Raw genomic sequence first — 15680 nt, forward strand, 5'->3', positions numbered from 1 at the left:
ACCCTCCTCGTAGCTAGTGGACACTTGCGTGACCCGAGTCGACCTTCCCGTGCACTCGAAGGTACTCGCGTAGCGCCTGGCGTCCACGGTGAATGCGACTGCGAACCGTTCCGAGCTTGACGCCCAGTGTCGCACCGATCTCCTCGTACGACAGTCCTTCGATGTCGCACAGCACGATTGCGGCGCGGAACTCCGGTGCCAGCGAGTCGAGCGCGGACTGCAGATCGGGGTCGAGGCGCGCATCGTGGTAGATCTGCTCGGGGTTGGGCCGGTCGGAAGGGACACGGTCGTAGTCCTCGGGGAGCGCTTCCATACGGATGCGGCTGCGCCGACGAACCATGTCGAGGAACAAGTTGGTGGTGATGCGATGCAGCCAGCCCTCGAAGGTGCCCGGCTGGTAGTTGGACAGGGAGCGGAACACGCGAATGAAGGTGTCCTGTGTCAGATCCTCGGCGTCCTGGGCGTTGCCGGACAGGCGGTAGGCCAGGCGGTAGACGCGGTCGCCGTGTTCGCGGACCAGTTCGTCCCAGGACGGCATGGTGGAATCCTCGCCGGTCGCATCGAACACTGCGGTGCCGCTGAGATCGTCGGGCGCGGGTACGGACTCGGGTAGACGCGCGGTGTCGCGATCGCCGTTGATCTTGTAAATAGTTGGATCCTCCTGCTCAGGACTGCGTACGTCCTTCTGATTCAACCGACGACTACCCTCGGATGTTCCAGCTCACACTTCGCAATCGAGATGGACCTTCGATTCCTCCACAGCCTGACGGACCCGCGTGTGGGTCCGGTATGAAACAGCTGAGGCGCACCTGAGAATGTGCGCGTGAGAATGTGCCCTGGGCACGATAGCCTCGGGACGTGCCGACCAACGCCGAGAAGATGCTCGCCTACGCCGAAGACTCCGCTCAGGAGGACGAGGTTCTGATCGCAGCCAGAGAGCGAGCCGTCGACCTGGGTGCCGCCCCGGTACCGCCGTCTGTCGGAGCGATTCTGTCGATCTTCACCCAGATGCTCGGCGCGAAGACGGTCGTCGAAATCGGAACCGGCGCAGGGATCAGCGGTTTGTGGCTGCTCGACGGGATGCGCGCGGACGGTGTCCTCACGACCATCGACACCGAACCGGAGCACCAGCGTGCGGCCCGAGAAGCGTTCCGCGCGGGGGGAATTGCGCCCTCGCGTACCCGGCTGATCAACGGCTGGGCGCTCGACGTGCTCCCCCGGTTGGCCGACGACACCTACGACTTGGTGTTCATCGATGCCAGCCCGGCCGACCACCCACACTTCGTCGCCGAGAGTGTTCGACTCCTGCGCCCCGGCGGAGTTCTGGTGCTGCACAACGCATTACTGGGTGGTCGCGTAGCCGACCCGACTCAGCGCGACGCGACCGCGGTGGCCGTCCGCTCCGCTGCCCGGGCCATCGCCGAGGACGAGCGTCTGACAACGGTGCTGCTGCCTCTGGGTGACGGGCTGATCTGCGCGTCGAGAGCCTGAGCGGCTGCGCCGCATGTGAGTGGTAACTCGTAGCGGACTACGAGGCAGGAGTGGAGCCCGCGAAACGACCCGAGGGCTCCACCACTCACATGCCGCAGGCTCCTAGATCCAGACGCCCTTGCCGACGGAGACGACTCCCCCGGCGCTGACGTTGAAGCGCTCGCGATCGCGCTCATGATCGACGCCAATGATCTCGCCGTCGCCCACGACGACGTTCTTGTCCAGGATCGCGTGCCGCACCACGGCACCCTTACCGATCCTGACACCGGGCATCAGGACGCTGCCCTCGACCGTCGCGCCACTGTCGATCATGACGTTGGAGCTGAGCACCGAGTTGCGGACCGTGGCGGCGGACAGGATGCAGCCGGCACCGACGACCGACTCCTGCGCCAAGCCGCCCTGGACGAACTTGGCGGGCGGCAGGTTCTCGGCCGATCCGCGGATGGGCCAGCGGCGGTTGTAGAGGTTGAAGATGGGGTGCACCGACACGAGGTCCATGTGGGCGTCGTAGAAGGCGTCGATGGTGCCCACGTCTCGCCAGTACCCGCGGTCGCGTTCGGTGGCACCGGGAACGACGTTGTCGTTGAAGTCGTACACCGAGGCGACGCCCGCTTCGACGAGTGCCGGAATGATGTCGCCGCCCATGTCGTGGTCGGAGTCGACGTTCTCGGAGTCGGCCTTGATGGCGTCCACGAGCACCTTGGTGGTGAAGACATAGTTGCCCATGGAGGCGTAGGTGACGTCGGGGTCGTCGGGGGTGCCGGGCGGTTGAGCCGGCTTCTCGAGAAACTGGGTGATCTTGCCGTTCTCGTCGGAGTCGATGCACCCGAACGCGAATGCCTCGCTGCGCGGAACCCGGATTCCGGCGACGGTGACGCCTGCACCGGAGTCGATGTGCTGCTGCACCATCTGCTCAGGATCCATGCGGTACACGTGGTCGGCTCCGAAGACCACGATGTATTCGGGGTCCTCGTCGTAGACCAGGTTCAGTGACTGGAAGATGGCGTCGGCACTGCCGGTGTACCACCGGGGCCCGAGACGCTGCTGCGCGGGAACCGGGGTGATGTACTCCCCGGCGAACCCGGACAGTCGCCACGTCTGCGAGATGTGGCGGTCCAGTGAGTGGGACTTGTACTGGGTGAGCACGCAGAGCCGGAGGTAACCGGCATTGACGAGATTGCTCAGTACGAAGTCGATGAGTCGGTAGGCGCCCCCGAAGGGAACGGCTGGCTTGGCTCGGTCCGCGGTCATCGGGTAAAGGCGCTTACCCTCTCCGCCGGCAAGCACAATCCCTAGTACGTGCGGTTGTGTCCTCACCCACTCAACCTATCCGCACCGAGAGAACCTTGCTAGCAGTACACGCACAACTGCTGGGGAATGTAGGTTCGTTCACGTGCGCGTAGCAATGATGACCAAGGAATATCCCCCGGAGATCTACGGTGGCGCAGGAGTTCATGTCACGGAGTTGACCGCGCAGCTGAAATCGCTGTGCGACGTGGACATCCACTGTATGGGCGCGCCGCGCGATACAGCGCAGGTGCACGACCCCGATCCGGCGCTCGCCGGAGCGAATGCTGCGCTGACGACGCTGTCGGCAGAGCTGCGGATGGCGAACGCCGCCGCCGACGCGGACGTGGTGCATTCACACACCTGGTACACCGGCCTCGCCGGTCACCTCGCGGCCGAGTTGTACGACGTCCCCCACATCCTCACCGCACACTCCCTCGAGCCGCGACGGCCGTGGAAGGCCGAGCAACTCGGCGGCGGCTACCGCATCTCGTCGTGGTCGGAGCGCAACGCGGTGGAATATGCCGACGCCGTCATCGCCGTCAGCGAGGGCATGGCCAAAGACGTGCTCGACGCCTATCCGCGACTCGATCCGAGTCGGGTTCATGTGGTGCGCAACGGAATCGACACGCAGCGGTGGTTCGCCGACCACGGCACCTCGACCCTCGACGAGATCGGCGTGGATCGAAGCAAGCCGATCGTCGCGTTCGTCGGGCGCATCACCCGACAGAAGGGCGTCGGACACCTGATCGCGGCGGCCCATCTTTTCGACCCGTCGATCCAGCTCGTTCTGTGTGCAGGCGCCCCCGACACTCCGGAGATCGCTGCGGAAACCGAGCGGGCCGTGGCGCTGCTCGCCGAGCAGCGCAGCGGCGTGTTCTGGGTCAAGGACATGCTGCCCACCGACAAGATTCGCGAGATACTCACCGCAGCAGCCGTGTTCGTCTGCCCCTCGGTGTACGAGCCACTCGGCATCGTCAACCTCGAGGCGATGGCCTGCGAAACTGCCGTCGTGGCGTCGGATGTCGGCGGCATCCCCGAGGTCGTCGACGACGGCCGCACCGGACGCCTGGTGCACTACAACTCCTACGAACCCGACGCCTTCGAGCGGAACCTGGCGGACACGGTCAACCAAGTAGCCCTCGACCCCGCACTCGCGGAAGCGATGGGCAAGGCCGGCCGCGAGCGAGCCGTCGCCGAGTTCTCCTGGGCGTCGATCGCAAAGCAGACTCTCGCCGTCTACAACGACGCTCTGGCGCGGCGGCGATAGGTCGATACCGTCACCGATGCGGTGACCTCGGTGGTCTCCGGTAGCTGTGTCAGCGCCGCAGATCGCGCCTCGGGGTCACCGTGTCGCGCCGACGGTCCCATGCCGATCAGAGCCTCGATGTCGTTGTGCGAGAGCATCATCGAGTATTCCAGCGGGGATTCGTCCACCGGCTCGAACAGACCGGACAACGATTCGCTCAGGCGGCGAGTCTTGTCCTCCTCGACGCCGATCAGACCCAGCGGCCCCCGCAGCTCACGCTGATGCCGGGACGTCGGCGTGACGACCACGAGAACGCCGTCGTCGACGAGAACCCGATTCAATTCACCGGCATTGCGCGGAGCGAACACGCACGTCACCGCGGACAGAGCACCCGATCGCACCGGCAGTCCGCTCCAGATGTCCGCGACCACGGACCCCAGCCTGGGATGGCACCGTGCGGCGCGCCTGGCCGCGAACTTCGACACGTCGACGCCTATGCCCCTGGCGTCGGCATGGGCGTCGAGAACAGCCGCGAGGTAGTGACCGGTTCCGACCCCGACGTCGAGCACCACCTCACTGTCCGCCGGGACACCCGCCGAGACCGCTGCGGCGATCGAGTCGAAGTGCCCCTCCCCCAGGAACACGTCGCGCGCCGCGATCATCTCGGCCGAGTCGCCGGTGAACTTGCCGCCGTCACCGGTCAGCAGACTGACGTAGCCCTGCCGAGCGACGTCGAACGAGTGCCCTCGATCGCACCACAGCGTCCGATCGGTGTCGCCTGCGCCGAGCCCGGAGTCGACCTCACGCACTCGGCACTGCGGACACAGCAGTACGTCCACGATGTCGGTCAGCATCCGACTCCTCCTTCATCCCGACTCTGCCGGACGCCACAGTCGTGAACACAACACAAAGCCCCGCTTGCCGATACGGCGAGCGGGGCTGAGCGATGATCGATCGACAGGGCGATCAGCCGGTGACACCCTTCAGTTCGTCACCGAGTGCTGCGGCCTCGTCGGGGGTCAATTCGACGACCAAGCGGCCGCCCCCCTCGAGCGGGACACGCATGACGATTCCTCGTCCCTCTTTGGTTGCTTCGAGGGGACCGTCCCCGGTCCGGGGCTTCATCGCCGCCATCCTCTGCTCCCTCCAGATCTGCGCCCACCAGCTCGGCGCCTAGGCCAAAAAGATAAATTCGTCGCGGGGCGACGGGTGTTGTCACCTATTCTTCCCTATCCCCGTCGATACCGGGAACCGGAGTCGGTATTGACGACCTGCACCCAGCACCCCGACAGGTGATCGTCGACCATTCCGGTGGCCTGCATCAAGGCGTACGCGGTTGTCGGACCGACGAAGCGCAGGCCCCGCCGCTTGAGCTCCTTGGCCAGAGCCGTGGACTCCGGAGTCGAGGCGGGTACATCGGAGAGCTCGGTCAGGCGCGCCGGCCTGGGTTCGGGAGCGAAGGACCAGAGCAGGGTGTCGAGGTCGGTGTCGTCGAGATCGACGATGGCGCGCGCGTTGCTCACCGCTGCGTCGATCTTGAGCCGATTGCGCACGATGGACGCGTCGTTCATCAGCCGTTCCACATCGGCCTCGCCGAACCGGGCCACCAGCTCCGGATCGAAACCGGCGAATGCGGTGCGGAAACTGTCACGCTTGCGCAGGATCGTGATCCACGCCAGACCCGATTGGAACGCTTCGAGACACAGACGCTCGTACAGCTCGTTGCGGCCGTGGAGCGGCTGTCCCCACTCGATGTCGTGATAGTCCCGGTACAGGTCGTCGTCGGTGGCACCCCAGGGGCAGCGCATCCGGCCGTCCGGTCCGGCGACCGCGCTCATCGCTCGTCCGGTTCGGCCTCGACCGGGGACGGAACACCTGTGTCCTGCAGCTGCTGGGCTGCCGACAGCCGCGAACGGAGCATGTCGATCTCGCCGCCGAGTCGCTGCAGCGCCCAGTCGACCTCGCTCGGCTTGTAGCCCCGCAGGGTCTGCTGAAACTTCAGCGCGTGCACGTCGGCACCGGTGACGCCCTCCGCGGGCAGAACGGTCGCGGTGGTTCCCTCGGGCAGCGGGCCCAGTTCCTCACCGCGACCGAACACCGCTGACGCCACGAAGAACAATGCAGCGGCGACGACGGCAATGACGACGACGTAGATCAGCAGCGTCAACATGCCACGATCTTGTCACGTCCCTCGGACACGCTATTTCAGCGAGTTCATCGCCGGTCGGTCCAGCAACGACACCTCGGTCGAGAACGGCTCGAACGAGTCACCGTCGACCCGGAACTGCATCAGACCGGCACCGGAATCGACCATCCCGCACCGATTGAGCATCGTCCCGACGATCTGCCTGCTCATCGCTCCGAGTTCGACCAGCGGGCGGTTGCGGTGCTTGCGCACACCCAGATTCACCTGGCCGATCGCCCGTAGCCCGAGCCTGTCGTACGTGTCGAGCAACAGCCCGATCTCCACGCCGTAGCCGGGTGCGAACGGCACCGCGGACAGAAGCTCGCGCGTACCGGCGTACTCGCCGCCGAGGGGCTGAATGACCCCGGTCAGCTCGGGCCGCAGAGCAGCGAGCAGCGGCCTTGCCACGAGTTCGGTGACGCGTCCACCGCCGTTGGCGTCCTCGGTTCCACTGGTGCGCAACGGACGGCGGTAGTAGCCCTTGACGAGGTGGATGCCGTCGCCCATCAGCAGGGGGCCGAGCAACTTGGGCACGAACGCCGGATCGGGGTTGATCAGGTCCGAGTCGACGAACGCGATGAGGTCACCGGTCGACGCGGCGACCGATCGCCACAGCACCTCGCCCTTGCCAGGTACGGGGTCGACGCCCGGTACCGCTTCTTCTCGGCTGATGACACGTGCACCGGCCGCGGTCGCGCGCACGGCCGTTTCGTCGGTGGACCCGGAGTCCAACACGATCAGCTCGTCGACGAGGCCACCGAGCAACGGGTGGATCGTGTCGATGACGGCGGCTACCGTCTGTTCCTCGTTGAGTGCCGGGAGTACCACCGACACCGTTCGGCCCGCTTTGGCGGCCTCGAGTTCGGCAATGGTCCATTCGGGGGTGTCCCAGCTGTTGGTCTCGGACCACGCTCTGGTCACGTCGGTTCGATCTGCGAGTGTCATGCCAGACCCCTGACCGTCCGCGCCGGGGTTCTCAGACCCTGGATCGCTGCCACCATGTCCACGACTCTTCTGGTCGACGCAACTTCGTGCACCCGGAACATTCGGGCTCCGCCTGCTGCGGCCAATGCTGTCGCTGCCAATGTTCCCTCCAACCGGTCGGCGAGCTCTACACCTAGAGTCTCGCCTACGAAGTCCTTGTTGCTCAGCGCCATGAGCACAGGCCACCCGGTGTTTACAAGATCGTCCACGCGACGCAACAACTCGAGCCCGTGATAGGTGTTTTTCCCGAAATCGTGCGTCGGATCGATAAGAATCGAGTCTTTTTTCACCCCCTCCGCGACGGCGTTCTCGGCGGCGGCGGTGACTTCGGCGATCACGTCGGCCACCACATCGGCGTATCGAACCCGATGCGGGCGAGTACGGGGCACCGCACCGCCGGTGTGCGAGCAGACGATGCCGACCCCTTCGGCGGCAGCGACGCGCACCAGCTCCGGGTCGGCCCCGGCCCACGTGTCGTTGATCAGATCCGCTCCGACGCCACAGGCCAGTCGAGCGACCTCGCTGCGCCAGGTGTCCACACTGATCAGCAGCTCCGGATACGCGTCCCGGATGGCCTCGACGAACGGAACGACGCGGCGGATCTCCTCCTCGGCATCGACGATGTCGCCGGGGCCGGCCTTCACACCACCGATGTCGATCATGTCGGCACCCTCTGCGACAGCCCGGTGCACCGACGCCATCGCAGCATCGTCGCTGAAATTCGCACCCCCGTCGTAGAACGAATCGGGGGTGCGATTGACGATGGCCATGACCAATGCGCGATCGTCGGCGACCGGTTTGCCGCAGAGGGTGCTCATGAAATCAATAGTGGCACGCGCGCATCTTTCGAGTGCTCAGCCCTTGGGAGCCTTACCTGCGGCGACCTCGGCGACGTACCCGTCGTAAGCCTTCTCGTAGCCACCGGACTTGCCGCGCAGCACGTACAGGTCGCTGTCGCTGTCCTCCTCGTAGCCGAGCTTGCGCAGGGCCACCTTCTGACTCTTGAACGTCGACGTCTGCTCGAGACTGTCGACGACCCTGACGAAGAGCGGCACCGCGTACGTCGGGAGTTTGTCGTAAAGGTGCTCGGCCATCGTCTTGCCGTCGAAGGTCTCGCCCTCGCGCAGCGTCACCGCAGCCATGCCGGCTTTGCCGTCGGTTCCCTCGATGTCGACGCCGTACACGACGGCCCCGTCGATCGACGAGTGCCCACCGAGGGCTCCCTCGACCTGTGTGGTCGCGACGTTCTCGCCCTTCCAGCGGAAGGTGTCACCGAGTCGATCGACGAACGCGACGTGCATGAAGCCCTGCTTGCGGACCAGGTCGCCGGTATCGAACCACGCGTCGCCGTCCTTGAATCCGTCGCGCACCATCTTCTTCTCGGTGGCCTTGTCGTCGGAGTAACCGTCGAACGGTGCCCGGTCGGTGATCTTGGACAGCAGCAGTCCGACCTCGCCGTTGCCGACCTTGCGGAGCTTGCCGTCCTGGCCGCGCTTGGCCTTGCCGGATTCCTCGTCGTACTGGACGACGGCGTACGGCAGCGGGCAGATGCCTGCGGTCTTCTTCATGTTCAGGGCGTTGATGAACGCGATGTTGCATTCGCTGGCGCCGTAGAACTCGGCGACGCGGGAGATGCCGAATCGCTGAGTGAACTCTTCCCAGATCTCCGGGCGCAGTCCGTTTCCGACGATCAGCTTGACCGAGTTGTCTCGGTCGGAGGGCTTCTCCGGCTGAGTCAGCAGGTAGCGGCACAGCTCACCGATGTAGGTGAACGCGGTGGCCTTGTTGACGCGGACGTCGTCCCAGAAATTGCTCACCGAGAACTGCTTGCCGATGGCCATGGTCGCGCCACCGGCGAGCACCGAGGACAGAGTCACCGTCAGGGCGTTGTTGTGGTAGAGCGGAAGGCAGCAGTAGATGACGTCGTTGCTGCGCAGCCGCACACCCATGTTGCCCAACCCGGACATCGATTTGAGCCAGCGGAAGTGGCTCATCAGGCTGGCCTTCGGCATGCCGGTGGTGCCCGAGGTGAAGATGTAGAACGCCTTCTCCTTGGCCTGGATCTCGGCGGTGACCTTCGGGTTCGCCGTCGACGCCGTCGACGCGAGCTCGGCCAACTTCTTCAGCGGCAGAACTGCTCCGACCCTCGGCTGCCCGTCGAGCGAATCGAGAGCTTCCTGTGCGTTCTCGTCCAGTACGAGGACGGTCGCGTCGAGAATGCCGAGGCTGTGCTCGAGCACGTCACCGCGCTGGTTGTAGTTCAGCATTCCCGCGGTGGCACCGAGCTTGACGGCAGCGAGTGCGGAGAAGAGCGCCTCCGGGCGGTTCTTGCTGAGGATGCCGACGACGTCGCCGCGCTTGACTCCGTGGTCTGCGAACACCGCGGCGTACTGGTTGACGAGCTCGTTCGCCTCCCGGTAGGTGATCGACTCACCCTCGAACCGCACGAACGGACGGTCGCTGTTCTTCGCGGCGGCGTCCTGGAAGATCTGACCGATCGACGCTTTGTGGTCGGGCTTGCGAGTGAATCCCGCCAGGCCCTTGAGCAGGCTGGGCACCTCCGTCACCATTTTCGGCAACGCGACCGCGAGGTCGGTCACTCCAATTTTCTGACGGGCATCGACAGCCATGAACTCCCCTTTGAAGACGATGTGAGATTTCTTACCCTACTTGAGGGTAACAACTTTGAGCATCTCTCTTCACGGCCGCGCTTTATGACCTGTCACAACGTTGCGCATGCATTCAGAGCTGCATCGACGGTCGTCGTTCTGACCAGGGCGTCCAGAGCGCGCTGTTGCACGAATCCGGTCTCTCGCAAGCCTTCTATCCACTGCATCATGCCGTCGAAATGTCCGAATGGGTCGAGCATCACCATCGGCTTGCTGTGCATGCCCAGGTAGCCCGCAGTCCATGTCTCGAACAGCTCCTCCAACGTCCCGATCCCACCCGGCAAGGTGATGAACGCGTCGGCGCGGTCCTCCATGATCTTCTTCCGCTCACGCATGGTGTCGGTGACGATCAGCTCGTCGGCGTCGACATCGGCGACCTCGCGGTGCACGAGCGCTTTCGGAATCACGCCGACCGTGTTGCCGCCCGCTGCTCGCGTCGCCGCCGCGACCGCGCCCATCATCGAGACGTTGCCGCCACCCGAGACGAGCTGCCAGCCTCGTCGACCGATCTCGGTGCCGACCTCGCCGGCCAGGTCGATGAACGACGCGTCGACGGGGCCCGACGCGCAGTAGACGCAGACACTGAGCAAGCGTTCGGTCGATGCACGATCGCTCACTGCTGGGCCTCGCGGACGATCCGGACGGCCTCGTCGACGCTGTCGGTGCAGTGGATCAGTTCGAGGTCCTTCTCGGACACCTTGCCTTCTTTCACGAGAGTCGTCTTGATCCAGTCGAGAAGTCCCGACCAGAAGTCCTTGCCCAGCAACACGATCGGGAACCTGGTGACCTTGGCCGTCTGCACCAAGGTCAGCGCCTCGAAGAGTTCGTCGAGAGTACCGAAGCCGCCGGGTAGACACACGAACGCCTGGGAGTACTTCACGAACATGGTCTTGCGCACGAAGAAGTAGCGAAAGTTGACGCCCAGATCGACCCATTCGTTCAGGCCCTGCTCGAACGGCAACTCGATCCCGAGTCCGATCGAGTACCCGTCGGCCTCGCTCGCACCTCGGTTGGCCCCTTCCATCGCCCCGGGACCACCACCGGTGATGACGGCGAAGCCCTCCTTCGCGAGAGCGGCTCCGAGTTGCCGGGCTCGGGCGTACTCGGGATGGTCTGCGGGGGTGCGCGCCGAACCGAACACGGTGACGGCCTTCGGGACCTCGGCGAGGGCACCGAATCCCTCGACGAATTCGCTCTGGATACGCAGCACTCGCCATGTGTCGGAGTGAATCCAGTTCCCTGATCCTCGCTCGTCGAGCAGGCGCTGATCCGAGGTGGACGTCTCGGTGTTCCGGCCACGCCTGAGCACGACGGATCCTTTGTGCTTGGCCGGCTTCTCGGTGCCGGGTTCCTCGAAACCGCCTGGGTCCTGGTCGCTGTTCATGGCGTTCAGGCTATCCGGCAGAGAGGTAGCTCCGGAGAACCTGTGTGACGTGGGTGATCTGCTCGACGGGTACGCGCTCGTCGCGCTTGTGAGCGAGATTGGGGTCGCCGGGTCCGTAGTTGACCGCCGGGATACCGAGCGCCGAGAACCGGGAGACGTCCGTCCAGCCGTACTTGGCTCGGAACTGTCCGCCCGCGGCTTCGATGAGAGCAGCCGCTGCGGGTCGGTTCAGACCGGGAAGCGCCCCGGGCGACGAGTCGGTGACCTCGAAGCCGAGATCCAGTCCCTCGACCACCTCACGAACGTGTTCGACGGCGTCGTCGACGCTGCGATCCGGCGCGAAGCGAAAGTTGACGTCCAGTTCGGCCGCGTCGGGAACGACGTTGCCCGCGACCCCACCGGAGATCCGGACTGCTTGCAGCCCTTCCCGATACACACAACCGTCGATGTCGACCGTGCGTGCCCGATACGCAGCGAGTCGGTTCAGCACCGCACCGAATTTGTGAATTGCATTGTCACCCAACCAGGATCGGGCACTGTGGGCCCGCGTTCCCGACGCTGTCAGCCGAACCCGCAGTGTCCCTTGGCAACCGGCCTCGATGAATCCGCCGGACGGTTCGCCGAGTATCGCGACGTCCGCAGCAAGCCATTCGGGAAGTTCGCGCTCGATGCGACCCAGTCCGTTGCGGGCGGCCGCGATCTCCTCGCAGTCATAGAACACCAGAGTCAGATCGTGAGCAGGGTTGTCGATCGTGGCGGCGAGGTGCAGGAACACTGCGTCACCCGACTTCATGTCGACGGTTCCGCACCCGTGCAGAATGTCGCCCTCGGCGCTGTCGTGCTCGCGCCTGGACGGCACGTTGTCTGCGATGGGAACCGTGTCGAGATGCCCGGCGAGCATCACCCTCGACCCGAGTCCGCGGTTGGTTCGGGCCAGAACGGCGTTGCCGCTTCGGATGATCTCGAAGCCCGTGGTCTGCTCGCGGAGCGCCTTCTCCACCTCGTCTGCAATGCGCGATTCGTCCTCGCTGACACTGGGGATGTCCACCAGTGCCGCGGTGAGGTCTATCGGGTCGGCATTCAGTTCGAGCGTCACGGGAGAAAACTCTAGGCCGTGGATCCCGGAATCTCGCGGACCACGCCGTCGAAGCCGGCACCGAACAATTTCCCGCTCGAGAATCCCCGGTCGGAGCGGCCGTAGGTGACAACGCTGGTCAGCCGAGTTCCGGTGCCGATGACACACGTCGCCCCCGGTGCATCGATGCGAACGACGGAGCCGCCTGCGTTGAGCGGCACCACCGGGCGTCCGGCATCGTCGAGGGTGAGCCCGTCCGGAGCTGCGAAGCTGTCCAGTCCCGACAGGTCGAGCACGCTTTCCGGTGCCGAGGGGTTGGCGATCGGGATCCGGCTGACGCCTGGGTTCACGAACGTGCGCGATACGTAGAGGTACCGGTCTGCGGCGTCGAGCACTGCACCGTTGGCACTGGGGGAGCTCGCCCACGCCGGGTCGACCGAACCGTCGGGACCGATCCGGCCGATGAGCGAGCCGAAGTCGTTGGTGGCGTACACCGTTCCGTCGTCGGCGACCGCAAGTCCGTTGGCTGCGCTCAGACCGGTCGCGAACGGGGTGACGGTGAGAGTGTTCACGTCGAGCCGAACGATGCCCGCGGCCTTGACGATGTCTCCGACGAAGACGCGGGGGTCGGCTCCGTAGCCGACCAGCAGGGTGCCGTCGGGCATCCACGCCAGCGCGCCACCGCCGCCGCTGGGGACCGTCGCGATGGGGTACGCGGCCTGTCCGGGCGCGTCGATGCGGTACACCCGGCCCGAGACGATGTCGGTGACGTAGGCGCGGCCCGACGCGTCGACGGTCAGGCCTTCGAGAGCTGCCCCGGGGATTCGCGCGACCACGGCCGACGAACCGCCGGCTCCGGCGCAGTTGGGATCGGCGGCAGCGGTGCCCGAACCGACAACGGCACTGCTCACGGCGATCACCGCCGCAGCGATCACCGTCACTGCCGAACGCGTACGTGTGGACTTGCTCGAACTCATGACGTCCCCCAGACTCGGCGACCCCCTGTCAGCCGATGGGCATGTCTACCACGCGCCTGTGACAACCAAACCCAGGGCGATTCCGAGGACGATCGTCGTGGCCAAGGTCGTCACCAATCCGGTGAAGGAGACGCCGCCGGCCATCACCGAGGTCACTCCGCGACTGCGGGAGGCGGTACGGGTGGTCACCGGAGAAACTCTGTCAGCTTGCCCACCGCCGACGCGTCCGCCGGCGTCCCGATGCGATCACGCTCGGCAGTCGAACCGATAACGAACCGACGCTTCGCCCGAATCGCGGTGCACCCACAATCCGCGCGCCCGACACGGCGGGCAGAACAGTCCCCGACCGGAGCCGTTGCCGAGCCCCCACCGCATTCGGCCCACCGCGTATTCTTCGTCCCGTGAGCGCACATGGAGCATCAGCAGTAGGTATCGCCAACATCACGACGTCGGGCGTTGTTCTCGACACCTGGTTTCCGAGCCCGGAGCTCGGGACCGGCTTCGAGACCGGCACCACCCGGCTCGAGGGTTCGGACGTCCCCGCGGAGCTGGCCGCTCTCGTCGGATCCGACGAGGCGCGCGGCGTCGAGGTGGTCGCAGTGCGCACCAGCATCGCCTCCCTCGACGACGCCCCGATCGACGCCCACGACGCGTATCTGCGACTGCATCTGCTCTCGCACCGGTTGATTCAGCCGCACGGGCAGAATCTCGACGGAGTGTTCGGCCTGCTGGCCAATGTGGTGTGGACCAACTTCGGTCCCGCAGCGGTGGACGGTTTCGAGACGGTGCGCGCGAAGCTGCGCGCCCGCGGTCCGGTGACCGTGTACGGAGTCGACAAGTTCCCACGCCTGGTCGATTACGTCGTTCCCACTGGAGTTCGTATCGCCGACGCCGATCGCGTTCGCCTCGGCGCGCACTTGGCCAGCGGCACGACGGTCATGCACGAAGGCTTCGTCAACTTCAATGCCGGCACGCTCGGCAACTCGATGGTCGAGGGTCGCATCTCCGCGGGTGTCGTGGTGGGCGACGGTTCCGACGTGGGCGGCGGTGCGTCGATCATGGGCACGCTCTCCGGTGGCGGCAAGAACGTCATTTCCGTCGGGAAGAGCTGCTTGCTGGGCGCGAACTCCGGTCTCGGCATTTCGCTCGGTGACGACTGCGTCGTCGAGGCGGGGCTGTACATCACGGCAGGCACGAAGGTGAGTGGTCCGGATGGGACAGTGGTGAAGGCGGCAACATTGTCCGGCAAATCCAACCTGCTGTTCCGTCGCAACTCGCTCTCGGGCGCGGTCGAGGTGGTGCCGTGGAAGGGCACCGGCGTCGAACTGAACGCGGCATTGCACGCCAACGACTGAGAGTCCGCTTCACTCGAATCAGGCTGTCGAACAACCCCTTCCAGCCCCGCACCGTGTTCTCGGTGCGGGGCTGGTGTCGTCTGCGGGGTTGGTGTCGTTGTGGGGTTCAGGCGATGTGGGGGCCTGCTCGGGCGTGCGATTGTCTCGGTTGTCGGTACGGGTCGACGGTTGCCGGTGGTACGAACCAGGGGTGGTTGTCGGTGCCGATGAACACTTCCCAATCAGAGTGGTGGATCAGGCGGTGGTGGAAGCCGCACAGTAGGACGAGGTTGTTCATGTCGGTGGGGCCGCCGTCGCCCCAGTGCCGGATGTGGTGGCCTTCGGTCCAGGCGGCAGGTTTTCCGCAGCCGGGGAACGCGCACCCGTGATCGCGGGCGGTGAGGGCTGTGCGTTGTTTGGCGGTGACGGTGCGGGCGGTGCGGGCGAGGTTCAACGGGTTGCCGTTCTCGTCCATCACGATGGCAGTGAGGACACAATCACACGCCAACTGACGAGAAGTATTGCGGGACAGCGGTCCCATCCACGGCAGCCACCCGACCGAAGTGCCGTCGCCGAACAAGTCGCGATACGCGCCACGATCCGCGGCAGAGGGTGTATCGGATGCGTCTGCTGTGTCGGGGTCGATCGCGTGTCCGGTGTTGATGTCGACCGGATCCACGGTGTCGAATTCGGCTGCTGCGCGTGAGGTTTCGTCATCGGTGATGTCGTCGGCGTCGCCGCGGCTGTGGAGGTCGGTGAGGTCTTGCAACCGGATGTGCAGGTTGACGTGCGGGCGTTCACCGCCTTCGATGGGGCGATCACTGGAGGCGAGGTATTGGTCGAGGATGTGTCCGAAGGCGTCGGCTCTGCGCTTTGCGGGGCTGCGGTCGTCTTGGGTGCCGTCGGCGGCGGGGTGGGGTTCGGTCAACGGGGAGAGCGCGGTGAGGAGTTTCTCGCCGGTGATCGCATCGAAGTCGCCTTTGAGTACCAGCCGACCGTTCAGGGTTGTGGAGGCGAAGAGTTCGTTGCGGTCGGTGTTCTCGGC

Annotated in this window: 18 protein-coding genes; 3 read left to right on the forward strand and 15 right to left on the reverse strand. The window is 65.4% G+C overall.

The window, feature by feature from the left end; genetic code table 11:
* Nucleotides 1–13: 13 nt before the first annotated feature.
* Nucleotides 14–640 carry an RNA polymerase sigma factor SigE gene (sigE, locus tag ABZ677_RS26885; protein ID WP_052047749.1) on the reverse strand — a complete coding sequence of 209 codons (627 nt, stop codon included), beginning with the start codon at nt 638–640 and terminating at the stop codon, nt 14–16.
* Nucleotides 641–879: 239 nt separating this feature from the next.
* Between sigE and ABZ677_RS26890 the strand changes: the two genes are divergently transcribed.
* Nucleotides 880–1491: an O-methyltransferase gene (locus ABZ677_RS26890; RefSeq protein WP_032365496.1), complete on the forward strand. Its 612-nt coding sequence runs from the start codon at nt 880–882 to the stop codon at nt 1489–1491.
* 102 nt (nt 1492–1593) lie between these two features.
* On the opposite strand, the gene glgC is transcribed toward ABZ677_RS26890, so the two are convergent.
* A complete protein-coding gene (glgC, locus tag ABZ677_RS26895) occupies nt 1594–2808 on the reverse strand; it encodes a glucose-1-phosphate adenylyltransferase (RefSeq protein ID WP_032394095.1) in 1215 nt (404 codons plus the stop codon).
* Nucleotides 2809–2884: 76 nt separating this feature from the next.
* Here glgC and glgA point away from each other — a divergent pair, with 76 nt between their 5' ends.
* Entirely contained in the window at nt 2885–4048 is a 1164-nt protein-coding gene (gene glgA, locus ABZ677_RS26900) for a glycogen synthase (RefSeq protein ID WP_358374919.1), read from the forward strand.
* Here glgA and ABZ677_RS26905 read toward each other — a convergent pair.
* From ABZ677_RS26905 to ABZ677_RS26960, 12 genes are all read right to left on the reverse strand, one after another.
* On the reverse strand, nt 4018–4881 hold the full coding sequence (locus ABZ677_RS26905) for a methyltransferase domain-containing protein (protein WP_358374922.1): 864 nt from the start codon (nt 4879–4881) through the stop codon (nt 4018–4020). The genes glgA and ABZ677_RS26905 overlap by 31 nt on opposite strands.
* 112 nt (nt 4882–4993) lie before the next feature.
* Complete coding sequence (locus tag ABZ677_RS26910; RefSeq protein ID WP_008714277.1) at nt 4994–5161, reverse strand: DUF3117 domain-containing protein; 168 nt, start codon at nt 5159–5161, stop codon at nt 4994–4996.
* A gap of 95 nt (nt 5162–5256) precedes the next feature.
* Nucleotides 5257–5835, reverse strand: coding sequence for a DNA-3-methyladenine glycosylase I (locus tag ABZ677_RS26915; RefSeq protein ID WP_358374948.1), 579 nt, complete (start codon nt 5833–5835; stop codon nt 5257–5259).
* Nucleotides 5836–5861: 26 nt separating this feature from the next.
* On the reverse strand, nt 5862–6197 hold the full coding sequence (locus ABZ677_RS26920) for a DivIVA domain-containing protein (RefSeq protein ID WP_358374926.1): 336 nt from the start codon (nt 6195–6197) through the stop codon (nt 5862–5864).
* A 30-nt stretch (nt 6198–6227) separates the two neighbouring features.
* Nucleotides 6228–7157, reverse strand: a complete 930-nt coding sequence (locus ABZ677_RS26925) for a glucosyl-3-phosphoglycerate synthase (RefSeq protein WP_032394090.1) — start codon at nt 7155–7157, stop codon at nt 6228–6230.
* Entirely contained in the window at nt 7154–8014 is an 861-nt protein-coding gene (gene folP, locus ABZ677_RS26930; RefSeq protein ID WP_037191539.1) for a dihydropteroate synthase, read from the reverse strand. Before folP ends, ABZ677_RS26925 begins: the two co-directional genes overlap by 4 nt.
* Nucleotides 8015–8050: 36 nt before the next feature.
* Entirely contained in the window at nt 8051–9826 is a 1776-nt protein-coding gene (locus ABZ677_RS26935) for a long-chain-acyl-CoA synthetase (protein ID WP_358374930.1), read from the reverse strand.
* A gap of 92 nt (nt 9827–9918) precedes the next feature.
* Nucleotides 9919–10482, reverse strand: a complete 564-nt coding sequence (locus ABZ677_RS26940) for a TIGR00730 family Rossman fold protein (protein WP_176460785.1) — start codon at nt 10480–10482, stop codon at nt 9919–9921.
* On the reverse strand, nt 10479–11249 hold the full coding sequence (locus ABZ677_RS26945; protein ID WP_037191537.1) for a TIGR00730 family Rossman fold protein: 771 nt from the start codon (nt 11247–11249) through the stop codon (nt 10479–10481). Before ABZ677_RS26945 ends, ABZ677_RS26940 begins: the two co-directional genes overlap by 4 nt.
* Nucleotides 11250–11259: 10 nt before the next feature.
* The gene (dapE, locus tag ABZ677_RS26950) at nt 11260–12345 is read right to left on the reverse strand and encodes a succinyl-diaminopimelate desuccinylase (protein WP_358374934.1); all 1086 of its coding nucleotides are present in this window, start codon (nt 12343–12345) and stop codon (nt 11260–11262) included.
* Between the two features lie 11 nt (nt 12346–12356).
* Complete coding sequence (locus ABZ677_RS26955) at nt 12357–13301, reverse strand: hypothetical protein (RefSeq protein ID WP_358374936.1); 945 nt, start codon at nt 13299–13301, stop codon at nt 12357–12359.
* A gap of 45 nt (nt 13302–13346) precedes the next feature.
* Nucleotides 13347–13490: a hypothetical protein gene (locus ABZ677_RS26960; protein WP_155292927.1), complete on the reverse strand. Its 144-nt coding sequence runs from the start codon at nt 13488–13490 to the stop codon at nt 13347–13349.
* 212 nt (nt 13491–13702) lie between these two features.
* Here ABZ677_RS26960 and dapD point away from each other — a divergent pair, with 212 nt between their 5' ends.
* Entirely contained in the window at nt 13703–14656 is a 954-nt protein-coding gene (gene dapD / locus ABZ677_RS26965; protein ID WP_358374939.1) for a 2,3,4,5-tetrahydropyridine-2,6-dicarboxylate N-succinyltransferase, read from the forward strand.
* 106 nt (nt 14657–14762) lie between these two features.
* On the opposite strand, the gene ABZ677_RS26970 is transcribed toward dapD, so the two are convergent.
* Nucleotides 14763–15680 (reverse strand): DUF222 domain-containing protein (locus ABZ677_RS26970; protein ID WP_358374942.1); only part of this gene is annotated, 918 nt, incomplete at its 5' end.

It is taken from the genome of Rhodococcus sp. NPDC006774, from assembly GCF_040636045.1.
GTDB lineage: Bacteria > Actinomycetota > Actinomycetes > Mycobacteriales > Mycobacteriaceae > Rhodococcoides.

Excerpts from the sequence above, each read along its gene's own strand:
- ABZ677_RS26955 (WP_358374936.1), bottom strand. The coding sequence starts at position 13,301 with ATGAGTTCGAGCAAGTCCACACGTACGCGTTCGGCAGTGACGGTGATC.
- ABZ677_RS26935 (WP_358374930.1), bottom strand. The coding sequence starts at position 9,826 with ATGGCTGTCGATGCCCGTCAGAAAATTGGAGTGACCGACCTCGCGGTC.
- ABZ677_RS26905 (WP_358374922.1), bottom strand. The coding sequence starts at position 4,881 with ATGCTGACCGACATCGTGGACGTACTGCTGTGTCCGCAGTGCCGAGTG.
- ABZ677_RS26915 (WP_358374948.1), bottom strand. The coding sequence starts at position 5,835 with ATGCGCTGCCCCTGGGGTGCCACCGACGACGACCTGTACCGGGACTAT.
- ABZ677_RS26910 (WP_008714277.1), bottom strand. The coding sequence starts at position 5,161 with ATGGCGGCGATGAAGCCCCGGACCGGGGACGGTCCCCTCGAAGCAACC.
- ABZ677_RS26945 (WP_037191537.1), bottom strand. The coding sequence starts at position 11,249 with ATGAACAGCGACCAGGACCCAGGCGGTTTCGAGGAACCCGGCACCGAG.
- ABZ677_RS26925 (WP_032394090.1), bottom strand. The coding sequence starts at position 7,157 with ATGACACTCGCAGATCGAACCGACGTGACCAGAGCGTGGTCCGAGACC.
- ABZ677_RS26890 (WP_032365496.1), top strand. The coding sequence starts at position 880 with ATGCTCGCCTACGCCGAAGACTCCGCTCAGGAGGACGAGGTTCTGATC.
- folP (WP_037191539.1), bottom strand. The coding sequence starts at position 8,014 with ATGAGCACCCTCTGCGGCAAACCGGTCGCCGACGATCGCGCATTGGTC.
- ABZ677_RS26920 (WP_358374926.1), bottom strand. The coding sequence starts at position 6,197 with ATGTTGACGCTGCTGATCTACGTCGTCGTCATTGCCGTCGTCGCCGCT.